This is a genomic window from Halomonas sp. 3A7M (assembly GCF_014897875.1).
GTDB lineage: Bacteria > Pseudomonadota > Gammaproteobacteria > Pseudomonadales > Halomonadaceae > Vreelandella.
Genome location: NZ_JABUZD010000041.1, coordinates 1 through 21,950, shown reverse-complemented (window position 1 = coordinate 21,950; position 21,950 = coordinate 1). Strand labels below are relative to the sequence as shown.

The following is a 21,950-nucleotide window of genomic DNA, read 5'->3' as shown; positions in this document are numbered from 1 at the left end:
CGGCAACCAGAGGGAGAATTGCATGACACTTGCCGACATTGCCCGGCTTGCGGGCGTATCGCGCACCACGGCGAGCTATGTAATTAATGGCCAGGCCGAGCAACGGCGTATTAGTAATGCCACCATTGAGAAAGTAATGGCGGTCGTGCGGCAGTATCGCTATCACATTGACCCGCAGGCAGCGGCGCTGCGTCGTGGGGCAAGTCGGCTGATTGGATTGATCGTGCCGGACCTTGAAAATATCAGCTATGCGCGGCTCGCGAAGCGCTTAGAGCGTGGCGCGAGAGAGAAGGGCTATCAGCTGTTGGTGGCTAGTTCAGATGACTGTGCCGATAGCGAGCGCGCCTTGGCATTGGCGCTTCGCGCGCAGCGTTGTGAGGTGCTTATTACCGCCAGCTGCCTTGCCGAAGAGGACACCTTCTATTCTGATTTGGTAGATGAAGGTTGGTGCGTTGTGGGAATGGACCGTGGGCTTGCGCCGACGCGTTTTGCCAGTGTCGTCAGTAACGATCAAGACGCGGCATATGCGCTAACGCGCTCGGTCATTACGGGTAGCACGCGGCGGGTGGCGTGGTTAGAAGCGATGCCGAGCTTGTCGATCAGTCGTGAGCGGAGGGTGGGCTTTCAGTCAGCACTACAAGACAGCTCTATCGAGCCGGTTTTGCTTAGCGGTACGCACTACGAGCGTAGTGAAGGTGCCCGCCTTGCCGCTCAACTGCTGGATGAGAAGGGGGGCGCTGATGCGTTGATCACCGCGTCTTATGTGCTGATGGAAGGGGTGTTTGACGTGTTTCTGGAGCGCGGTGGGCTACCAGAGAATATGCGGTTGGCCACCTTTGGCGACCACCGTTTGTTGGATTTTCTGCCGCAACCGGTGAATTCAGCCTTGCAAGATTATGATCGCATTGCTGAACTCACCCTACGCTGCGCCCTGAATGCCATGAACGGCGACTATCAGTGTGGGCAGCAGGTCGTGGCGCGCCACCTGCGTACCCGATAAGCCCCATTGATTCGTTCAGAGCTTGAGTTGTTCAGACCTTGAATTGTTCAGTACTTAAGTTGTTAAGAGCTATACCGTGCGGGCTTGAGCCCAGGCCTGTGCATCCGGAATAGACATATCGTAGCGTTCACTGAGGTAGGGCGACGACAGTAAAAAGTCGGCGCTCGCCGCATTGCATGCTACCGGCACGTTCCATAGCGCGGCTAAACGCAGCAGCGCTTTGACATCAGGATCGTGGGGCTGAGGGGCAAACGGATCCCAGAAGAAAATCAGCACGTCTAGCTGTTGTTCGGCAATCCGCGCACCAATTTGCTGATCACCGCCCAGCGGCCCGCTCATCAACCCCTCGACCTCTAGGCCAAGCGCATTTTTGAGCCGGCCAGCGGTCGTCCCTGTACCAATGAGAGTGTGCTGGCTGAGCGTTTCCTGCCAGCGTGTTGCCCACTCCAGCATTTCGGTTTTTTTGCCGTCGTGGGCAATTAGCGCAATGCGTTTACGCGGTTGCAGCGTACGAACGGCTTGGCGGGGTGGACGTGCGTCGCTCATGGCATGGCTCTCCAGTTAACATTCCGGCTATTTCAGGTCACAGTTAGATTTACGCTTCTTCAACGGCCAGCACTTTCATGGTGTTAGTGCCGCCGTGGGCGTTCATGTGGTCGCCGCGGGTAAGAATGACATGATCGCCAGGGTGTGCCAAACCATGCGCTTGGAGTAGCTTGATGGCTTCTTGATTGAGCTCTTTAGGATCCATGTCGGTTGTGTCGAAGGGAATCGACACGACGCCGCGGTAAAGCGCCATGCGCCGTTGGGCAATCGGGCTGTGTGCAAGTCCCACAATCGGCAGACCAGAGCGAATGCGTGAGGCAATCAGTGGCGTATAACCTGTCGAGGTCATACAGGCTATGGCGCGTACCCCGGTGAGGTGGTTAGCGGCATACATGGCAGAGAGGGCAATGGTTTCATCAATGCGCTCGAAGCCTTCATGAATACGGTGGCCGGATGACTGAGCAATACGTTCGCGCTCAGCGCCGAGGCATACTCGATCCATCGCTTGAATGGTTTCTACCGGATAGTCACCCGCGGCGGTTTCCGCAGAGAGCATGACGGCGTCGGTGGCATCCAGCACTGCGTTAGCCACGTCGAATACTTCCGCGCGGGTGGGCAGTGGCGACTCAATCATCGACTCCATCATTTGTGTGGCGGTAATGACCGCGCGGTTAAGCGTGCGAGCATGCTTGATGATGCGTTTTTGAGTGCCGATCAGTGCGGCATCGCCAATTTCTACGCCTAAGTCGCCTCGGGCGACCATCACGGCTTCAGAGGCTTCGATAATGCCATCCAGTGTTTCATCATCGGCAACCGCTTCGGCGCGCTCAAGCTTGGCAACCAGACCTATTTCCTTGCCTGCTTCACCGAGCAGGTCGCGCGCTTCTTGCATATCAGCAGCGCTGCGTGGGAACGATACCGCCAGGTAATCCACCCCGATATCGATCGCAGTTTTTAGGTCTTCTTTATCTTTTTCGGTAAGTGCCGGGGCGGATAATCCACCGCCTTGCTTGTTAATACCTTTGTTATTGGAAAGCTTGCCACCTACGTGAACGCGCGTGTGCACTTCTTGACCAATAATCGAGGTGACGTCCAGCACGACGCGGCCATCATCCAGCAGTAACCGGTCACCTGGGGCGACATCGTCAATCAGCGACTTGTAATCACAGCCGACGCGCTCGGCCGTGCCGCTGTTGGCATCCAACGCCATGTCGAGCACAAAGGCCTGGCCAATGTCCAAGTGAACGGCACCTTCGGCAAAGCGCGATATACGGATTTTTGGCCCTTGCAGGTCACCCAAGGCAGCAACGCTGCGATTTAGTCGCTGGGCAATCTCGCGTACCTCTTTTAAGCGGCGGCGATGGTCGTCTGCGGCACCATGGGAGAAATTTAGCCGCACGACATCAACGCCCGCTTTTAGCATGGCTTCCAGCACGCCAGGGCGATCGCTTGCTGGGCCCAGCGTCGCGACAATCTTGGTGCGGCGAAGGGGAGTGGGAGATGTTGAGCGAGTCATAAACGTTACTCCTGTTGACCATCTTGGCGGTGATTAATTATTGGACTACGATAGCCTTTATATAGTAATTTTACTACATATTGGGATGTTATTAGCCTTTAAGGGCAGTTTGGATAGGTAAAAATTGACCTAAAGGTGAATAAATACGTATTTTTAGTAATTTTTTTACTGGATACGCCATCGACTACCACTGCTTGATTGAGGTGCCATCATGACAATAAGAGTTGCTATTAACGGATTTGGACGGATTGGTCGTAACGTACTTCGTGCGCTGTACGAAAATGGCTACCGGGATCGTGTCCGAGTGGTTGCGATTAATGATTTGGGTGATCCTTCCCTAAACTCGCACCTGCTGCGTCACGATACGGTTCACGGCCACTTTCCTTTTGCCGTTGAGCATGATGCCGAAAGTATTCGTGTGGATGGCGATCGCATCGCGATCTCTTCTGAGCGTGATCCTAGCCAGCTTCCTTGGACATCCATGAACATTGATCTCGTCATGGAGTGCACAGGCTTGTTCACTAAGCGAGAAGCCGCTGCCAAGCATATAGAAGCGGGTGCTAAGCGTGTGTTGATCTCTGCACCCAGCCCCGATGCTGACGCTACTATCGTATATGGCGTTAATGACGATATTTTGACGGCTGAACACACGGTGGTCTCCAATGCGTCGTGCACGACTAACTGCTTGGCGCCTGTCGCCAAAGCATTAAACGATGCTGTAGGCATTGAAAATGGCTTGATGACCACGGTCCATGCCTACACCAACGACCAGAACCTATCGGATGTTTATCACTCCGACCCTTACCGCGCGCGTAGTGCGACGCATTCGATGATTCCGACCAAAACAGGCGCAGCAGCGGCCGTTGGTTTGGTCTTGCCGGAACTGGCAGGTAAGTTTGATGGGTTAGCCGTACGCGTGCCGGTGATCAACGTTTCCCTGGTAGATTTAACATTTACGGCAAGCCGCGATACCACCAAAGAAGAGATCAACGCCATTGTTGAAAAAGCAGCGGCGAACTCGTCTGTGCTAGCGGTTAACGCACAGCCGCTGGTGTCTATTGATTTCAATCATGATGCACACTCGTCTACTTTTGATGCCAATCACACCCGTGTGAATGGCCGCCTGGTGAAAATTATGGCGTGGTACGACAACGAGTGGGGCTTCTCCAACCGTATGCTAGATACCGCCCTTGCCATGCAGAAAACGGCCAAATAACACCTGACTGACCCTTATGGGCAAGTGTCGCCCAGCAGCAACTCAGTTTTGAGTAGCTGCTGGGTTTTGGGTATTCGGCCTAGAATCATTTTTGCCGCCACGCGGCCCTTGCCCGCACTGTCCTGGCGCACGGTCGTTAAACGCGGTGCTCTATATTGCCCTTCAGCAATGCCATCAAAGCCGGTAATTCTTAGCTCTCCCGGTACGTGAATGCCACGCTGTTCGGCTAGCGTCAGCGCGGTAAGCGCAATACGGTCTGACATGCATAGCAGCAGATCCGGGCGCTGTGTGGCAGGCAGGTCGAGGATTTCTGTGATCACAGGTGAGCACACATCAAACACGTTCTCTTCGATATTCCATAGTGGGATCTGTTCAGCATCAAAGCCATGTTCGGTGAGTGCAGCATGAAATCCGGCCAAGCGTGCACGGCTGATGGTGCTGCTGCCCGGCAGTAGGGTGTGCGCTTTGGTGATGCGGCCGTTGCAATGCTCTTTTGTCAGACGAAGATTAACCACCGCAGGCCGCTGTGGCCGCGTTTTTAACGCGTGCTGGGCAAGGTGGTAGCTTGCGTCTTGGTCATCGATATGCACAGTCGGACTGCCATCAATGTCGAAATCCACAGACACCAGTGGCCGCTGCGCAGGCAGCTCGCTTAGCAGCTTGTTATTAGGCATCAGGCCGTAAACGATAAAGCCATCGGCAATGTTTGCAGACCCTGGCGGCTGGGAGGCATGACCCCGGCCAGGCAGTAGCAGCATGGTATGCCCATGTGCATCGAGTACTTCAGCGACACCGGATAAAAATTCACTGGCGACAGCATCATTGAGGCTGTAGGTCAGGCTTTCGGCAAGAATAACCGCAACAATGCTGGAGCGCCCAGTGCGCAGACTGCGGGCCTTGGCATCAGGACCGTTATACCCCAGGCGTTTGGCCTCGCTTAAAATACGATCGCGTAGCAGAGGCGAAAGCTGGTCGGGGCGGTTGAAGGCGTTTGATATTGTCGCGGTGGAAACGCCGAGTTCTGTGGCAAGATCCTTGAGAGTCATTCGACGATGGGCAGTCACGGGTTTCCTATCCTGTTTAATTATTTGGGCGTTATTTTACATCGCAGGCTAATGAATTGAATCTGACGCACAAAAATACGGCCTTGACGTTGTTTCCACTACCGTTGCTATAGAGGTAGTGGCATCAAAGGCCGTTGTTCGCTCAGCAACAGCGCAGTCGATAGCGTTCGTTAAGCCGCAGAGCGTGTCTCAGAAAGCATCAACGCCGCACCGCTTTCATCAAATAGATGCACATGCTCGATGTCAGGCACCAGGGATACTTTTTGGCCTTCTTCCCACTGGCTTGGGGCTTCGCTGCGGTGGATAAGCAGTGTATCGCCCTCTTTGGGTTCTAGGTAGACATAGACCTCATTACCCAGGTACTCGACATTGAAAATTTCAAAGCAGTTATCGCCCTTGGGTGCCTCTAAACGTAGGTGCTCGGGGCGTATGCCTAAGGTAAGCGAGCTGCCTGTGCGATAGCTATCTGCGGCTTGGGGAAGTGCGACTTCTCCCAAGCCTTTTGCAGTTACCTTGCAACCATCTTTTGAACCGCTGGCAAGCTCCGCGGGCATAAAATTCATCGTCGGTGAACCGATAAAACCGGCGACAAACTTGGTGGCTGGGCGTTGATAAAGTTCATGTGGGCTGCCTACTTGCTCGATATGGCCGCTTTTTAGCACCACGATTTTATCTGCCAGGGTCATTGCTTCGACTTGGTCGTGGGTCACATAGATCATCGTAGAGCCCAGGCGATTGTGCAGCCTAGCGATCTCGTTGCGCATTTGTACTCGCAGCGACGCATCCAGGTTGGAAAGCGGCTCATCAAAAAGCAGAATGCGAGGTTCCCGAGCCATCGCACGGCCCATTGCAACACGCTGGCGCTGACCGCCCGACAGTGCTTTCGGCTTGCGGTGTAACAGGTCTTCAAGCTGCAAAATTTTAGCGGTACTCATTACCCGTTCATGGACCGTCTCTTTGTCTGTTTTGGCAAGCTTCAAGCCAAAGGCCATGTTGTCATAAACGGTCATGTGCGGGTAAAGGGCATACGACTGGAACACCATGCCCACACCACGTTCACGTGGGGGAAGGTCATTGACCAGCGTGTCACCAATGTTTAAGTCACCGTCGGTGATTGACTCAAGACCCGCGATAAGGCGCAGCAGCGTGGATTTCCCACAGCCGGATGGGCCAACAAAGACGACAAATTCACCATCGCCAATGGTCAGGTCAACGTCTTTAATAATGTGATCGCGACCAAATACTTTGTTGATCTTTTCAAGCGTAACACTTGCCATGGTTAGCTCCTTGTCGGCCTCAATGCTGCATTCCTCGTATCGGGCCGACTATCGTTATTGAATGTTGTTATTGAGTATTGCCATTGATTTGACTAAGCAACGTGCATGAAGGCGGCTTGATAGGCGGGCAGTGTCAGCACATTATCTTGACGTGCCGTAGTGAAGCCGTGTCCTTCCAGGTCACCGATGACGTCTAAGGGGAGCGCTGTTTGCAGCTCATTCCCCGTCAGGTTAAAGACACACAGCACTTTGTCTTGGTCATTTTGACGAATAAAGCCCAGTAACTCCTCGCCAACCTCAATCAGCTGTAAATCACCGTCAAACAGCGCGGAGTGCGTTTGGCGGAAAGCCAACATCCGGCGCACGCCGTTAAGCGTTGAGTCAGGGTTCGTGTGCTGTCGGCTAACCGCCAATGGCAGGTGGCGTTTTTCTACGGGGAGCCATGGCTCAATGGCCGAGAAACCTGCCTGGGTGCCATCGGTCCATGGCATCGGCGTGCGGCACCCGTCTCGGCCTTTAAACTCTGGCCAGAGCACTTTGCCGTAAGGGTCTTGAATGCGCTCGAAGGGCACGTCGGCTTCTGGCAGCCCTAACTCTTCCCCTTGATAAAGGCAGACGCTGCCGCGTAGGGAAAACAGCATGGCGAGCATCACTTTAGGATAAGCAATGGGATCTTCTTCAGCACCCCAGCGTGATGCGCTGCGTTCAACATCATGGTTGGATGTTGCCCAGCAGGGCCAGGCATCGCCCGCTAAGCGCTGAAAGCGCTCAATAACATGACGAATATAGCTGGCGGAGCGTGGCTTATTGAGCAAGTCAAAGGTGTAAGCCATGTGTAGTTTGTCACCGCCTGCGGTGTACTCAGCCATGCGCTCAAGTGGGTTGTCATCGCCGATTTCGCCCACGGTCGTAGTGCCGGGATACTCATCCATCAAGGCGCGTAAGTCTTTTAAGAAATCTACGTTTTCAGGGCGGCTAATATCGTAGACATGGCGCTGCCACGTGTAGGGGTTAGCCTCTGGAGCGCCCAGGGTTTTGGATTCGCCTTTGGGCACCGGTGGGTTGTCACGCAGCTCGGTGTCGTGGAAGTAGAAGTTGACGGTATCAAGGCGGAAACCATCAACGCCAAGATCCAGCCAGAAGCGCATGTTGTCTAGCTGTGCTTGACGGGCTTCCGGGTTGTGGAAGTTGACATCCGGCTGGCTGGTCAAAAAGTTGTGTAGATAATACTGCTGGCGGCGTGAATCAAAGGTCCAGGCAGGGCCGCCAAAAATAGATAGCCAGTTATTAGGGGGTGTGCCATCGGGCTTAGGGTCTGCCCATACAAACCAATCGGCTTTGGGGTTGGTACGATTCTGGCGGCTCTCTTTAAACCAAGCGTGCTGTTCAGAGGTATGGCTGATGACTTGATCAATCATCACTTTCAGCCCAAGTGAATGGGCCTTGTCGAGCAACGCCTTGAAATCATCCAGGGTGCCAAACATTGGATCAACGTCACGGTAGTCGCTGACGTCATAACCGAAATCCAACATGGGAGACGTAAAGAAAGGCGACAGCCAGACACCGTCAACATTCAAAGAAGCGACGTAATCGAGCTTTTCGGTAATGCCTTTCAAGTCACCAATACCGTCGCCACGGCTGTCTAGGAAGCTGCGCGGGTAAATTTGATAGATAACGCCGCCGCGCCACCAGGTCAGGTTGTCTTGCATGAATAAATCCTTAATAAAACGTAAATAACACCCACGCTTAGCCTTTAACTGCGCCCGCAGTTAAGCCTGAAACAATGCGACGTTGGAAAATGATGACCAAGATAACCAGGGGCACGGTGACGACGACCGACGCGGCCATAATTGGCCCCCAAGGCAGCTCGTAGGCGCTACCACCTGACAGCAGGGCAATGGCAACAGGCACGGTGCGCTGTGCATCAGTGAGTGTGAAGGTTAAGGCAAACAGGAACTCATTCCACGCAGCAATAAAGGCGAGCAGGCCAGTGGTTGCCATGGCGGGCCACATTAGCGGTAGGAAGACTTTAGTAATCGTAATCCAGGGCGTAGCGCCATCCATAATGGCGGCTTCTTCCAACTCCATGGGCAGTTCTTTCATGAAGGTGGTAAGTACCCAGACGGTGAAGGGCAGCGTGAAAATGGTGTAGCTCAGAATGAGACCAGCGGGATTGTTGTAGAGATTTAGTGCGCGAATCACCTCAAACAAGCCTGAGAGCACCGCAACCTGAGGAAACATGGAAACCCCAAGAATGACCAGCATGACGGTCGAGCGACCACGGAAGCGAACTCGGCCCAGCGCATAGGAGGCGGTGATCCCCAGTAGCAGCGCGATGAAAACAACGCTAAATGCTACGACTATTGAGTTAAAAATCGCACGGATAAAGCTCGACTGGCTAAAAATCTGCGCATAGTTATCCAGGTTCCAATTGGAGGGCCAAAGTTCAACCCGGAAAAGCTCGCTGGAAGGTTTAAGTGAGGTAATGACCGCGTAATAAAATGGGAAAACGGCGTATACCATAATCAGCGCAATTAAGGCCCAAAAGCCGACGCGCTTGGCAATTTTGGCTAACTGACGTTGGTTCATCAGTCACCTCCTAGTTGTATTTTGTTACGGCCTAAATAGAGGTAAGCAACGGTGGCCAGGGCAATAATCAAGAACAACAGGGTAGAGGCAGCACTGCCGTAACCAACATCCTGGAACTCAACCAACTGCTGACGCGCATAGACTGACATCGACATCGTGCTGGTCGAGTTAGACGTCAGTACGTAGATCACGTCGAACACTCGCAGGGCGTCTAGAAGGCGGAAAATCACCGCCACCATCAAGGCAGGTGTAATCAGCGGCAGGGTAACTTTGAAGAACACACGCACGGGATGAATGCCGTCTACTTCTGCGGCTTCGTAGCAGTCTTTTGGCAACATCTGTAGGGCGGCTAACACCAACAGAGCAACAAACGGAATTGTTTTCCAGACATCGACCATGATGACGGCCCACATTGAGTAAGTAGCGCTAGCCGTCCAAGCGATAGGATTGTCGATAATCCCAACCGTCATTAGCAGGTGATTGATGATGCCGAACTGATCGTTGAGCATCCATGCCCACATTTGTGCAGAAACGATGGTAGGGATTGCCCACGGAATCAGTACCGCCGCGCGAACAATCGTCCGACCTTTAAACTCCGCATTTAGAATCAGTGCCACAATGACACCAAAAATGACTTCTAAAGAGACAGATACCACCGAAAAATAAACCGTATTCCAAACAGATTGCCACCAGACTGGGTCAGCAAGAACCCCGAACCAGCGGCCATTGTCGTAAACCAGATAGTTTTCAAACCCGATTAGATTAGCCGCACCCAGGTCCGACAGTGAGGCATCGGTAAAGCTTAGAAAAAATGTTCGCATTAACGGCCAGCCAGCCACCAACGTTAATGCGATCAGCATGGGAGCCAAGAACAGCCAAGCCGCTTTGACTCGCTGACGGCGTACTTTAGTGCCGCGATGCCGACGCGCTGGCGCTGCGGCTGAGCGCGCCTCCAGGGGCGCGCTGTTGTTTGAAGAGGTCGACATAGGTATCTCCGCGGTTACCAGTTGCGACGCTTCAGGCGGAGTAGATCGCCTTCGAGGTCAGCGACGGCGTCAGCGCCAGTTTTAGTGCCCGAAAGCACATCATGGGAAGTGCTGAAAAAGGCATTGCTAACACGGCCATAGGCATCCCCGGTAGGTGCTGACGGACGGGCGACGGCGTTGGTGAAGGTGTCGTAAAGAGTGCCAAAGAAAGGCACGGCTTCCAGTACCTCTTCATCTTGGTAAAGCGCATCGATGGTGGGGTTGTAGGACGCTTGGATGGCACGACGCTTTTGCTCTTCTTCACCGGTTAAGAAAGCGACCAGGTCAGCGGCAAGCTCGGGATGTTCGCTATAGCGGGATACCGCTAAGTTCCAACCGCCTAAGCCAGCTGCACTTCGACCGTCTTCTCCACCTGCGGGCAATTGAGTAACGCCGACGCTGCCACGTACATCGCTATCTTCGCTTTGAGCCAGTGACCAGGCGTATGGCCAGTTGCGCATAAATACGGCATTGCCGCCCTGGAAGACACCACGGGCTTCTTCTTCGGTATAGTTCAGCACGCCTTCCGGAGAGATATCGCCAATCCATGAGGCTGCTAAATCTAGCGCTGCAGCAGCTTTCTCGTTATTGATGGTGACTTCGCCATTCTGATCTACCACGGTACCGCCACCGAAGCTTGATACCCACTCCAGTGCATTGACGGTAAGTCCTTCATAAGCACGCCCCTGGAAGACAAAGCCCTGCATCCGATCATTGCCTTCTGCGCGCTCGGCATCTTTGATATCACGCGCGATGTCGGTCAGTTCTTGCCACGTAGTCGGTACGTCATGGCCATGCTTCTCCAGCAAGTCCTCGCGGTAATACAGAACACCTGCGTCGGTAAACCAGGGCATCGCAACTAGACGGCCATCGATAGTGTTGTTGGTGACAATGGTGTCGAAGTGGCCTGCCGCGGCGTCTTCACCAAGCACTTCGCTTAAATCAAGCAGGTGATTAGCGAGTAGGCCGGGCCAGACAACATCGATCTGCATGACATCAATGTCGCTAGAGTTGGCGGATAAAATTTGTTGGTAGAGTGACAAACGTTCAGTGGATGAGTTTGGCGTTGAAACCACATCGACACTGTGGCCGGTCTTCTCTTCCCAGGCGCTCACACCTTCTTGGCAAAGGGTAAGTTCCGCACCAACAGCTCCACAAGAAATGGTTAACTCAGCCGCCTGGGCAGAGCCTGTGGCGCTAGCGAGACTAGCCAAAGCAATGGCAGAAGTGAGTAGTGTCTTTTTCATAGGGCGTTCCTCGGCATTTGTTGTTATGGGTAATGAGTGTTAAAAGCGCTTGTAGCGCCTACTTAAACGATTAAGTAAGGTGCCAGTTAGCCGTCTCCTCGTGACAAGTTCAATAGCGACTTTTGTCTAATGCCGTTGCATCACTTTATTCTAACCTAGTGAACAGTTTAGACATTGGTCGATAATTAGTGATTTCTTGTTGGTTTACTACCTCTTAATCGATTAAGTTCTTTCTACCGTTATCTAGCGGGATAAAACGTAGTTGCTTTGCAATATAATCTGCTGGATTCGGTTCGCAGAACAGCGTTTAGCGCCACTCAGTGGGAGAGTCGTTGGGCGTGTTGATGAGCGTGGGCTATCCGTGCAGTAAAGCGACAGACTGATGGCTTTGGCTCGAAGGAAGGTTTAAAGCAAAAGCATCAGAAACTTACGTTTTCAACAAAATCTCAAAAATAAAAGATTTAAAGCCAAGTTTTTAAAGCGATTTTTAAAACGCTTTTCTTAAAGCATAGCTCTTAGGAACACAGCTCCTTGGAATACAGCTCTTAGGAATACAGCTTTTAAGAGCATGGGTTTTAAGGGTATAGCTTTTAAAAACAAGGGCTTAATAAATTAGGGTTTAAAACAATGCACAAAATGACATTCAAAACACCTCTCGCCATTGCCATCGCCGCTGCCAGTTTTGGGCTGTGTGGTACTGCTAGCGCCAACACAACATTGGAAGAGCGATTTGCTCAGTTAGAAGCAAGAATTGCGGCTGCCGAGCAGCGTGCGGAGGCTGCAGAACGTCGCGCGGAGTTAGCTGAGCAGGGACATGCTGCACCATCGTCAAGTGCGCCCGCTACCAATGCTGATATTGAAGAACGCCTTGCCCGTGTAGAGCGCCAATCCAGCGGTGAAGAGGGATTCTCCTTTAATGTCTATGCGCGTTCCGGCCTGCTAATTGGTGAAGATGGCAAAAGCGCACCAGCTGGTCCTTATCTAACACCCGCGGGTGGCAATGGCGGTGCCGTTGGTCGTTTGGGCAACGAGCCGGATACATACTCTGAAGCCATTCTGAACTACCGCATGCAGTTTGATAACGGTGCAAAAGCCCGTTACACCACGATGTTGGCTGCTGGTACTAATTCCAGCAACGATTGGGTAGGTGACGATACCAACCTAAACGTGCGCCAGGTGTATGCCGAATTTAGTGACTTACCAAGCTTTACCGGCGCGTTTGAAAACGCTTCGATTTGGGCCGGTAAGCGTTTTGACCGCGATAACTTTGATATCCATTGGCTAGATAGCGATGTTGTCTTCCTCGCCGGTACCGGTGGCGGTATATACGACATGCAGCTAGCCGATAACTGGAAGAGTAACCTTTCAGTTTATGGCCGCAGCTTCAGCGACTATCCGATCGTCAACCGTGAAAATCCCGGTTTAGATGGAGAAAATAGCGATACGGATAACCTCGTATTGACCTCTAATAATTACTTCGGTAACTGGCAGGTCATGGTCAACGGCATGTCTGCTGCGGATAACGATGAGCGTGATATTGGCGTAGGCCAAGCCGCGGCTGATACCGGCTGGCATACCATGGTGGCTTACCACGGCGACAGCTTCTTCGGCATGGGCGAAGGTAACTTTAAGGCCGCTGTACTGCACGGCCAAGGCTTAGGGGCCGAAGTTAAAGGGTTGGGTAGCAACGGCGATCTGACGGATGATGCAACCGCAACGCGGCTGGCGCTATACGGAACGACCTACATTGCACCGACGTGGCGTATTGCACCGTCGATACTGGCTGAAACCAGTGAAGATCGTTTCGCCAATGGTGACAGTTATGATTGGGCTACGCTAAACGTACGTCTGGCGAATGAAATCAATCAGAATTTCGAAATGCAGTACGAAGCTAGCTATCAGTGGATGGATTTAGATCCACAGGGTTACAGTGATCGTAACGCAGTCGATGGTGACTATATGAAGTTCACTATCGCACCGACTTTCAAGCCGGAAGTAGGTGGTTTCTGGAAGCGTCCTGAGATCCGTCTATTCACGACTTACAGCGACTGGGACGAGAGCCTTAATAGCTACGGTGCCAGCTCTCTAGGTAGCGATGGATTCACTGGCGGTGAATTTACCTTTGGCATACAAAGCGAAGTATGGTTCTAAGCAGACGTTCGAGGCAGAGGTTCTAAGCGTAAGCCGCTGCTCGCTAGCGAAAACTGTTTCTCCAATGCTGATTGCCCGCGACGTGTCGCGGGCTTTTTGTTAGGTAAAAGCACTGATATCGGGAGGCGCTGATGTCGTTACTCCAAGAAAAGCTAAAGGCTCCGCCGCTGCCGCTTAGTGTGGTGGCCCGGCCACGTTTAAATGATCATTTCGCCTTAAACGAGCGCACCCGCCTGCTGGTGCTGGCAGCGCCCTCGGGTTATGGCAAAACGACACTGCTGGCCGAACGGTTACCCGCGCTGGAGCAGGAGGCCGCTTGGTTACGGTTGGATCAGCGTGATAACCAGCCAGCTCGCTTTCTAACCTACTGGCGGGCAGCGTTGAACAAACTGTTCGATGACACCTATGTGCTTTCGCCCATGGCTGACAATGCTGACTGCATCGAGCAGCTTGAACGCTGGTTGGGAGAGTTACCCGAGCAACGTTCCCCGTGTCGTTTCGTCGTCGATGAATTTGAACACGTGACCCATCCCGATATTTTGGCGGGTGTCGCTCACTGGCTGCGTCATCAGCCGCCTTGGTTGACCTTGACACTGGCGAGCCGCTCGCGACCCGCGCTTGGTTTGGCGAGTTTGCGATTGAGAGGGGAGCTTGAAGAGATCGACCTTCATGGCTTGGCCTTTGACAGCGAAGAAGCACACACCTTGTGTGCCGAACAGCTAAGTTTTCCGCCCACCCGAGTAAGCCTTGAACGTGCGTTGCGTAGAAGCGGTGGCTGGATTGTAGCGCTTAACTGGCTGGTTGAGCGAACCACCACGCGCGCGGGATTTGATGCGCTGGTAGAGCGTTTAAGCGGTGCGCATCCTGATTTTGTCGCTTGGTTTGATGAACTGCTCGCTGCCGCGCTTCCTGCTGAAGAGCGAGAGTTAATGCTTCAGTTGGGAGTATTAGAACGCTTTTCGCCCGAGCTAATGGCGCGCCTGTTGGAAGGGGAGCGGTTAACTCAGCGCTTGGAAGCGTTTGAGCAAGCTGGGCTATTCATTGAACGCCCCGACCCGCATAGCCAGTGGTTCCGCTTTCAGCGACTGTTTGGCGAGTATCTTCGCCACCGCCGACACGAGCTTGATTTAGCCACTCAGCGAAGGTTACACCAGCGTGCAAGCCAGGCGTGGTTAGCACTAAATGATCCGGTCATGGCGCTACGCCAGGCAATCTTAGCCGAGGAGCCAGAGGATGTTGCCAGCTTGTTAACCGCGCAGGGCCCCGCCTTATTAGCCAGTGGTGCCTATGCGTTATTAGCGCAAGGCTTTGCACTGTTGGGCGAACCGCGGCTTTCAAAACGTCCGGAGCATACGCTGCTCTATGGTTGGGTATCCCATGGGCAATTTCAGTTTGATATCACGGCACGAGTGATCGGATGGATAGAGGCGCAGCTGGATGAGCCCGAATGGCAGGCATTGAGTGCTGAATTTGCCACATTGCGTGCCCAATTGGCGATCAACCAGGGTGATGCTGAGCGCGCAGCGCCACTTGCCGAGCAAGCGCTCGCGGCGCCTGCTCGCTATCTGGCGTCAACACCGCTGACCGCCACCGCTATTCTTAGTGAAGCACGCTTTGTTCTGGGTTATCTGGAAGAGTCGCTTCAGCGCGTTAGAGAAGTAGAGCGCCAAGCTCGTCAGCGCAACGATCATCAGCTGCTGCTGTGGTCATACTGTCATCAGTCTGAAACCCTGGTGGCTCAGGGACGCTTGCAGGCCGCCTACGATATTCAAGAGCGCGCCTTTGCACATCTAGAACGCGCCGAACTTGAACATTTGCCGGTCGCGGAGTTTTTGTACCGCATTCGCAGCCAGGTGCTTTGGGAGTGGCATCGCTTAGATGAAGCCGAGCAGGCTGCGTTGAAAGGTATTGCGGTGTTAGACAATCAAGGCGAGCGCTGGACGCTTCAGTGCCATATTCAGCTCGCTAAAGTCGCCCAGAGCCGGGGAGACCAAGCGCAGTGTGCCGACCACATTCGTAGGCTGCGTAAAATTCTCTCAGAAGGGGATTACCACATTGATTGGGTAGCCAATGCCCATGCAACGCTGTTGGCGTGGTGGCAATCGACACACGATATGGATGCGGTCGAGCGTTGGCGCCAAGAAGCGCCAGAACCACTTACCGAGCATGCCACCAATCACTTTTCCCAGTGCAACGTACGTAACCATGCCCGTGCATTAACACTATTGGGGCGCTATGAAGAGGCCCGCGAACTGCTGGATGCTCTTGAAGACCATACCCAGCGGCTAGGATTAGTGACTGACGCGAATCGCAACCAGCTGTGCTTAGCGGCGGTGGCTTGGCATCAGGGGCAAACCACTCAGGCAAGTAACCATATACAGCAGGCACTCAGTTTAGCTTCCCGCACCGCATTGGTAGGCAGCTTTTTACGGATAGGCAAACCACTTGGGGAGCTGCTGTCGACGTTATTAGCAAGTAACAGCTTAGCCCCCCTTGAACAGGCTCGCGCGGAGCGGTTGTTGACCTTAGCTGGCCGCCAAAAAGATTTTGGCAGCGCCCGGCGCTTGATGCTGGACGAGACAGTCATTGCCAACATTGTGGCACGGCCCGATGTGCCTGAACTTATCCGTACGTCGCCACTCACTCGCCGAGAGTGGCAAATCTTGGGGCTGATTCATGCTGGGCTCTCTAATGAGCAGATCGCAGAACAGCTATCGGTGGCGCCCACCACCATCAAAACGCATATCCGCAGCCTTTATCAAAAACAGAATATTCGGCGGCGGGATGAAGCCATTGCGCTGGCGGGGCAATTATTGGCGCATATTCAAGGAGAATAAGAGGCGAGTAAACAGTGCTTAAGGGCGGCGGTAGCGGCTACTCCTAGCACCTACTCCTAATACCTACGCCCACTGCTACCTCTAGGGGAGGATTTTATCTAACGATCAACGCTGCATCATGCCAATCAACAGGAAATGATAAGGACAATATAATGATGCAGGCATCTTCTACTTCCCACTACGTTGGCAGCCAAGGCGCTGACTGGTGGCGCGGCGCAGTGATTTACCAAATTTACCCGCGCAGCTTTATGGATAGCGACGCAAAGGGCGGCCAGCGCGATGGGATTGGTGACTTAAAAGGGGTGATCGATAAGCTGGATTACATTGCCTCGCTAAATGTCGATGCCATTTGGCTGTCGCCGTTTTTTACCTCGCCCATGAAAGACTTCGGCTACGATATTAGCGATTACCGTGGTGTTGACCCGATGTTTGGCACCTTGGAAGATTTCGATCGCCTAGTTGAGGCCGCTCATGCCAGAGGGCTGAAGGTGACGATTGATCAGGTAATGTCACATACCTCTGACCAGCACGCTTGGTTTGAAGAGAGCCGCAAAAATCGTGATAACCCGAAAGCAGACTGGTATGTCTGGGCCGATCCCAAACCTGATGGTGCGCCACCGACCAACTGGCAGTCGGTGTTTGGTGGTAGCGCCTGGCAGTGGGATACGCGCCGTTGCCAGTACTATCTGCATAACTTCCTGGCCAGTCAGCCGGATCTCAATTTCCGCACTCCCGCCGTGGTGGATGCCATTCTGGAAGAAGCGCGCTTTTGGCTGGAGCGTGGCGTCGACGGCTTCCGTCTTGATGCAGTGAATTTCTGCACCCACGGCGAGCTCAAGGATAACCCTCCGCGCGCAGCAGTAACCGAAAGCTTTTTAGGTGTTCGCCCGGACAACCCTTATGGCTACCAGCTGCATCAGCACGATAAAACCCAGCCGGAAAATGTGGTGTTTTTAGAGCGCCTGCGCGGCCTGCTCGATGAGTATCCTGGCTCGACGAGTGTCGGAGAAGTTGGTGACGATGACGCCCTGGGCGTGATGGCGGAATACTCCCAAGGCGGCAATCGCCTGCACATGTGCTACTCCTTTAACCTGCTGACCGACAAAGCCGACCCTGATTATTTGCATAAAACGCTCACTGAAATGGAGGCGCGGATTGGCGACGGCTGGCCCTGTTGGGCACTAGGAAATCACGATGTCACCCGCCTTGCCACCCGCTGGCAGGCTGAAGGGCAGCTGGATAAGCTACGGCTTTATATGGTGTTTTTGCTTACCCAACGGGGCAGTGTGTGCCTTTACCAAGGTGAAGAACTTGGCTTGCCAGAAGCCGAACTGACGTTTGAGCAGTTGGTTGACCCGGCGGGCATCACCTTTTGGCCTACCTATAAAGGCCGCGACGGCTGCCGAACGCCACACCCTTGGCAAGCTGACGTGCGACACGCTGGCTTTAGCGATGTCACGCCCTGGTTGCCAGTGCCCGATTCGCACGCCAGTCTCGCCGTTGATCAGCAAGATAACGATGCCAGTTCGTTGCTCAATGCCTACCGTGATTTTTTAGCGTTTCGCCGCACCCAGCCTGCGCTAGTAAAAGGCCAGGTGCGCTATCACGCCGTGCATGATGAGGTGCTCTGTTTAGAGCGTACCTATCAACACTCACGTCTGCTGATTGCACTGAATTTTAGCGACCAAACCGTCACTCGCACGGCGCCTAAAAGCGCTGAATCACTGAAGGGTTCGCCTGCTTGGCTAAACGGCGAGTGGCAGGATGGGCAACTTCGGCTGCCACCTTACGGCGTGGCGATTGCCTGCTGCCCACAGTCCCAGGAGGATGCACCATGGGACGTTTAACGCTTAGCGGTATTGGTAAATCCTTTGACGGTGTAGAAATCTCTCGGGATATCGATCTTACGATCGAAGATGGCGAGTTCGTGGTCTTCGTTGGCCCCTCTGGCTGCGGAAAATCCACCTTGTTGCGTATGATCGCAGGCCTGGAAGACATCACCGAAGGCGATATGCAGCTTGATGGTCAGCGGATCAATGAGATTCCGCCCCAGGAGCGGGATATCGGCATGGTGTTCCAATCTTATGCGCTGTACCCGCACATGAGCGTGGCGGAAAACATGGCCTTTGGCTTAAAGTTGGCGCGCACTGATAAAGCCGAGATTCGTCGTCGCGTTCAGCATGCCGCTGACATGTTGCACTTGACTGAACTGCTGGAACGCAAACCTAAAGATCTTTCAGGTGGCCAGCGTCAGCGGGTAGCGATTGGCCGTACCTTGGTAAAAGAGCCCGCGGTTTTTTTGTTCGATGAGCCGCTTTCTAACCTGGATGCCGCGCTGCGGGTGGATATGCGGGTGCAAATTGCGGCGCTGCATAAGCGCCTGAACGCCACCATGATCTACGTGACCCACGATCAAGTGGAGGCGATGACGCTGGCTGACCGTATTGTGCTGCTTTCCCGTGGCCGTATCGCCCAGGTCGGCGCGCCGCTTTCGCTCTATCACTTCCCTAAAACCCTTGAAGTGGCCGAGTTCATCGGCTCGCCGCGGATTAATACCTTTCCCGTCACGGTGGTAGACCCAGGTGAACGTCAAACAGTCGTGCGTCTGCATAGCGGTGACACGCTGGCAGTGGCGGTCAATGGCAAGCATCTTCAGGCAGGGGATAGCGCAACGCTTGGGCTGCGGGCAGAAGATTTTGTCGCCGCAGAGCAGGCAGAAGCCACGCTGAATGCGACCTTAATGGTGGCGGAAAAGCTGAGTTACGAAACGTTGGCGCATTGGCAGGTAGCAGGTATTAGCGTTCCGCTCACCCAGCGTTTAGATGGTTTGACCCATCTGGAAGAGGGCCAAACAGTGCGTTTAGGGCTTGCAGGCCAGCATTGCCACCTGTTTGATCACAGTGGCAATGCCTGCCCCCGACAGGTTGCAGTAGATGGTGTCAGTCAATAATTAATCAGCTGATTTATATACATAAAAAGCGCCTCAAGTTTTTTAGGCGCTTTTTTCTTAATTATTTTCTATAAAGAGTGCATCCAAAGCGTCTCCTCGTGTGTATCCCCTATACAGCCACACTTTGTAGTGGTTGATACAAAACCCAAGGAGACTGAAATGACTATCCAACCTCTTACGCGTGCAGCACTCGCCGCTACCTTGATTGCATCCTTCAGTCACGTTGCGCTGGCCGATATGACGCCTGCCGACGTTCAAGTGCCCGATGGCAATACCGTCGCTCTGGAAACAGTGGGTGTGGGTGCGATTACCTACATGTGCGAAGCTAAAGGTGACGGTACTATGGGCTGGGTATTCAAAGGCCCCCACGCTGCGCTGAACGACAGTAATGGTGCTCAAGTTGGCAGCTACTATGGCCCGCCTGCTACTTGGGAAGCGTTGGATGGCTCCAAAGTTACCGGCACTCAGTTGGCAACTGCCGCGAATGGTGATGGCAATATCCCGTTGCAGCTCGTTGAAGCCAATCCTGCGGAAGGTGAGGGCGCAATGACTGGCGTTAGCTACATTCAACGCCTGAACACTCAAGGTGGTGTCGCACCCGATGTGGCTTGCGATGATGGCCATGACGGTGCCACTGCAGTCGTCACCTATCAAGCAGATTATATTTTCTGGACAGCTAACTAAGTCCTTTTATTGCTTAGTGGTAAGTAGCACTTTTGCTAAGCAATGTTTTTCTCAAGAAACACATCTAAGTAAGGCTAGAGGCTCGTCTCGCGAGTCTCTAGCCGCTATGCTAGCCAAAAGAGCGGCGATAACAGTAGTGGCGACTGTATCGGCGCGTCACCAGGGAGCTAGCAAGTGTCTGATATAGGCGTGTCTACGATAGCTAACGACTTCGATTATGCTGATGCACTTGCCCGCTGCGCGCGTGGTGAGCAAGCGGCGCTACATCAGCTTTATCGTCAAGAGGGTGCCAGACTGCTTGGCGTTGTCATGCGCATTGTGAAAGACCGCGGCATGGCTGAGGACATTGTCCACGATGCTTGCCTGAACATCTGGCAGCGAGCCGATAGTTTCGACCCCGAACGGGGCTCTGCCCGTACCTGGATATTCAGTATTGCCCGCCACTTAGCATTAAACGCTATTCGCCAGCGCGACCGAGAAATCAGGGTGGATATTAACGACCCAGGCGAGCTAGCCGATGATGATACCTATCAACAGTCATTATCGACAACGGCGGAAGCCTTTGACTGGCAGGCTGGCCAACAGATGGATGAGTGCTTGCAGCAATTGGAAACCGAGCGCCGCAACTGTGTGCTACATGCCTACGTGGATGGGTTAAGTCATGCTGAAATTTCTGCACACACCGGCGCGCCGCTAGGCACTGTTAAAGCCTGGATTAAGCGAAGTTTACTTCGCCTGCGGGAGTGTATGTCATGACGCGTTCAAACGAAAACGATGACCTTTATGCACTTGCAGGGGAGTACGTGCTAGGTTCGTTACCCATCGCTGAGCGAGAAGCCTTTGAGGCACGCTTGGCCAACGATCCAGAATTACAAACCATCGTGGCTGACTGGGAAGAGCAGTTTTTCCCCTACACCGCGATCGTTGATCCTGTTACCCCATCAGATTATTTGTGGCCGCGCATAGAGCGCAGCATGCACGCCGCATCGAAAAGATCAGCGCGTGTTCCAAGGGCGGCACCAACGCCACGCCGTTTGGTGCACAGCCTACCATTTTGGCGCGCCGCTACCGGCCTTGGTTTGGCTGCCGCGGTGACCATGGGCGTGATATTGACCAATGTTTCCACTGCACCAACAACGCCGGAATATATGGTGGTGCTGTTAGCGCCGCAAACTCAATCAGCCGGGTGGGTCGTACAGGCCGCCAACCGTCAAGAGATTCAACTGATCCCGTTGGGCGCTTTCGAAGTGCCCGAAGGCAAAGCACTGGAGTTCTGGACCAAGGCAGATGATTGGCAAGCGCCGGTTTCACTTGGCCTAGTAGAACCAGGGCAACCGCTGCGCCTGCGTTTAGACCAGTTACCGCCGCTTGAAAATAACCAGCTCTTTGAACTCACGCTAGAAGAGGACACCGGTTCGCCCACTGGTTTACCAACGGGCCCGATAGAGTTTATTGGCCGCGCGGTGGAGATTTAACGCATAGCATTATGAACGATGCTAACGACATCACAGGCGAGTTCCGAGTGGCTTAAAAGAACGTTAATCCCACTTGGAATAGCCGCTCCACGTCACGAATGCGCCGCTTATCAATCACGAACAGAATGACGTGGTCCCCGCTCTCTACCATCACATCCCCATGGCCAATCATGACCTCTTTGCCTCTCACAATGGCACCAATGGTGGTGCCTTCAGGCAGATTGATCTCAGCAATGGTCCGGCCCACCACTTTGGACGACTGCTTATCACCGTGGGCGATCGCCTCGATGGCTTCCGCAGCGCCACGGCGAAGCGAATGTACATTGACGATATCGCCGCGGCGGACGTGGGTAAGCAGGCTGCCGATGGTTGC

General features: G+C 53.6%; 18 protein-coding genes. 9 read left to right on the top strand and 9 right to left on the bottom strand.

Features of this window, described 5'->3' with window-relative positions:
• The first annotated feature begins 22 nt into the window (after positions 1-22).
• Positions 23-1,000 (top strand): catabolite repressor/activator, encoded by a 978-nt coding sequence (cra, locus tag INT19_RS03425; protein ID WP_193059727.1) that lies wholly within the window; start codon positions 23-25, stop codon positions 998-1,000.
• Between the two features lie 69 nt (positions 1,001-1,069).
• Here the strand turns inward: cra and INT19_RS03420 are convergent, their stop codons facing one another.
• Both INT19_RS03420 and pyk read right to left on the bottom strand, forming a co-directional pair.
• Positions 1,070-1,546, bottom strand: a complete 477-nt coding sequence (locus INT19_RS03420) for a methylglyoxal synthase (RefSeq protein WP_038483239.1) — start codon at positions 1,544-1,546, stop codon at positions 1,070-1,072.
• A 49-nt stretch (positions 1,547-1,595) separates the two neighbouring features.
• On the bottom strand, positions 1,596-3,062 hold the full coding sequence (pyk, locus tag INT19_RS03415; RefSeq protein WP_193059726.1) for a pyruvate kinase: 1,467 nt from the start codon (positions 3,060-3,062) through the stop codon (positions 1,596-1,598).
• A gap of 211 nt (positions 3,063-3,273) precedes the next feature.
• On the opposite strand from pyk, the gene gap reads away from it, so the two are divergent.
• A complete protein-coding gene (gap, locus tag INT19_RS03410; protein WP_193059725.1) occupies positions 3,274-4,278 on the top strand; it encodes a type I glyceraldehyde-3-phosphate dehydrogenase in 1,005 nt (334 codons plus the stop codon).
• Positions 4,279-4,292: 14 nt separating this feature from the next.
• On the opposite strand, the gene INT19_RS03405 is transcribed toward gap, so the two are convergent.
• From INT19_RS03405 to INT19_RS03380, 6 genes are all read right to left on the bottom strand, one after another.
• Complete coding sequence (locus INT19_RS03405; RefSeq protein WP_193059735.1) at positions 4,293-5,324, bottom strand: LacI family DNA-binding transcriptional regulator; 1,032 nt, start codon at positions 5,322-5,324, stop codon at positions 4,293-4,295.
• Between the two features lie 188 nt (positions 5,325-5,512).
• A complete protein-coding gene (locus INT19_RS03400) occupies positions 5,513-6,619 on the bottom strand; it encodes an ABC transporter ATP-binding protein (RefSeq protein WP_193059724.1) in 1,107 nt (368 codons plus the stop codon).
• 92 nt (positions 6,620-6,711) lie between these two features.
• A complete protein-coding gene (locus INT19_RS03395) occupies positions 6,712-8,328 on the bottom strand; it encodes an alpha-glucosidase (RefSeq protein ID WP_193059723.1) in 1,617 nt (538 codons plus the stop codon).
• Positions 8,329-8,365: 37 nt separating this feature from the next.
• Positions 8,366-9,208, bottom strand: a complete 843-nt coding sequence (locus INT19_RS03390) for a carbohydrate ABC transporter permease (protein WP_038483259.1) — start codon at positions 9,206-9,208, stop codon at positions 8,366-8,368.
• Complete coding sequence (locus INT19_RS03385) at positions 9,208-10,194, bottom strand: carbohydrate ABC transporter permease (protein WP_038483262.1); 987 nt, start codon at positions 10,192-10,194, stop codon at positions 9,208-9,210. The genes INT19_RS03390 and INT19_RS03385 overlap by 1 nt, the downstream gene beginning before the upstream one ends.
• Before the next feature lie 14 nt (positions 10,195-10,208).
• Entirely contained in the window at positions 10,209-11,480 is a 1,272-nt protein-coding gene (locus tag INT19_RS03380; RefSeq protein ID WP_193059722.1) for an ABC transporter substrate-binding protein, read from the bottom strand.
• 627 nt (positions 11,481-12,107) lie between these two features.
• Between INT19_RS03380 and INT19_RS03375 the strand changes: the two genes are divergently transcribed.
• From INT19_RS03375 to INT19_RS03345, 7 genes are all read left to right on the top strand, one after another.
• Complete coding sequence (locus INT19_RS03375; RefSeq protein WP_193059721.1) at positions 12,108-13,631, top strand: carbohydrate porin; 1,524 nt, start codon at positions 12,108-12,110, stop codon at positions 13,629-13,631.
• A 131-nt stretch (positions 13,632-13,762) separates the two neighbouring features.
• Positions 13,763-16,468 carry an HTH-type transcriptional regulator MalT gene (gene malT, locus INT19_RS03370; RefSeq protein WP_193059720.1) on the top strand — a complete coding sequence of 902 codons (2,706 nt, stop codon included), beginning with the start codon at positions 13,763-13,765 and terminating at the stop codon, positions 16,466-16,468.
• Positions 16,469-16,620: 152 nt separating this feature from the next.
• On the top strand, positions 16,621-18,315 hold the full coding sequence (locus INT19_RS03365) for an alpha-amylase family glycosyl hydrolase (protein ID WP_193059719.1): 1,695 nt from the start codon (positions 16,621-16,623) through the stop codon (positions 18,313-18,315).
• Positions 18,303-19,418 carry a sn-glycerol-3-phosphate ABC transporter ATP-binding protein UgpC gene (ugpC, locus tag INT19_RS03360; protein ID WP_193059718.1) on the top strand — a complete coding sequence of 372 codons (1,116 nt, stop codon included), beginning with the start codon at positions 18,303-18,305 and terminating at the stop codon, positions 19,416-19,418. Before INT19_RS03365 ends, ugpC begins: the two co-directional genes overlap by 13 nt.
• 159 nt (positions 19,419-19,577) lie before the next feature.
• Positions 19,578-20,102 carry a DUF3455 domain-containing protein gene (locus INT19_RS03355; protein ID WP_089037954.1) on the top strand — a complete coding sequence of 175 codons (525 nt, stop codon included), beginning with the start codon at positions 19,578-19,580 and terminating at the stop codon, positions 20,100-20,102.
• A 174-nt stretch (positions 20,103-20,276) separates the two neighbouring features.
• Positions 20,277-20,858: a sigma-70 family RNA polymerase sigma factor gene (locus tag INT19_RS03350; RefSeq protein ID WP_319022178.1), complete on the top strand. Its 582-nt coding sequence runs from the start codon at positions 20,277-20,279 to the stop codon at positions 20,856-20,858.
• Positions 20,855-21,577: an anti-sigma factor gene (locus tag INT19_RS03345; protein ID WP_193059717.1), complete on the top strand. Its 723-nt coding sequence runs from the start codon at positions 20,855-20,857 to the stop codon at positions 21,575-21,577. Before INT19_RS03350 ends, INT19_RS03345 begins: the two co-directional genes overlap by 4 nt.
• Positions 21,578-21,629: 52 nt before the next feature.
• Here the strand turns inward: INT19_RS03345 and INT19_RS03340 are convergent.
• The coding region (locus INT19_RS03340) for a TrkA C-terminal domain-containing protein (protein WP_319022177.1) at positions 21,630-21,950 on the bottom strand (321 nt) is incomplete at its 5' end.

Coding starts and splice junctions, on each gene's coding strand:
- cra (WP_193059727.1), top strand. CDS start 23: ATGACACTTGCCGACATTGCCCGGCTTGCGGGCGTATCGCGCACCACG.
- INT19_RS03420 (WP_038483239.1), bottom strand. CDS start 1,546: ATGAGCGACGCACGTCCACCCCGCCAAGCCGTTCGTACGCTGCAACCG.
- pyk (WP_193059726.1), bottom strand. CDS start 3,062: ATGACTCGCTCAACATCTCCCACTCCCCTTCGCCGCACCAAGATTGTC.
- gap (WP_193059725.1), top strand. CDS start 3,274: ATGACAATAAGAGTTGCTATTAACGGATTTGGACGGATTGGTCGTAAC.
- INT19_RS03405 (WP_193059735.1), bottom strand. CDS start 5,324: ATGACTCTCAAGGATCTTGCCACAGAACTCGGCGTTTCCACCGCGACA.
- INT19_RS03400 (WP_193059724.1), bottom strand. CDS start 6,619: ATGGCAAGTGTTACGCTTGAAAAGATCAACAAAGTATTTGGTCGCGAT.
- INT19_RS03395 (WP_193059723.1), bottom strand. CDS start 8,328: ATGCAAGACAACCTGACCTGGTGGCGCGGCGGCGTTATCTATCAAATT.
- INT19_RS03390 (WP_038483259.1), bottom strand. CDS start 9,208: ATGAACCAACGTCAGTTAGCCAAAATTGCCAAGCGCGTCGGCTTTTGG.
- INT19_RS03385 (WP_038483262.1), bottom strand. CDS start 10,194: ATGTCGACCTCTTCAAACAACAGCGCGCCCCTGGAGGCGCGCTCAGCC.
- INT19_RS03380 (WP_193059722.1), bottom strand. CDS start 11,480: ATGAAAAAGACACTACTCACTTCTGCCATTGCTTTGGCTAGTCTCGCT.
- INT19_RS03375 (WP_193059721.1), top strand. CDS start 12,108: ATGCACAAAATGACATTCAAAACACCTCTCGCCATTGCCATCGCCGCT.
- malT (WP_193059720.1), top strand. CDS start 13,763: ATGTCGTTACTCCAAGAAAAGCTAAAGGCTCCGCCGCTGCCGCTTAGT.
- INT19_RS03365 (WP_193059719.1), top strand. CDS start 16,621: ATGATGCAGGCATCTTCTACTTCCCACTACGTTGGCAGCCAAGGCGCT.
- ugpC (WP_193059718.1), top strand. CDS start 18,303: ATGGGACGTTTAACGCTTAGCGGTATTGGTAAATCCTTTGACGGTGTA.
- INT19_RS03355 (WP_089037954.1), top strand. CDS start 19,578: ATGACTATCCAACCTCTTACGCGTGCAGCACTCGCCGCTACCTTGATT.
- INT19_RS03345 (WP_193059717.1), top strand. CDS start 20,855: ATGACGCGTTCAAACGAAAACGATGACCTTTATGCACTTGCAGGGGAG.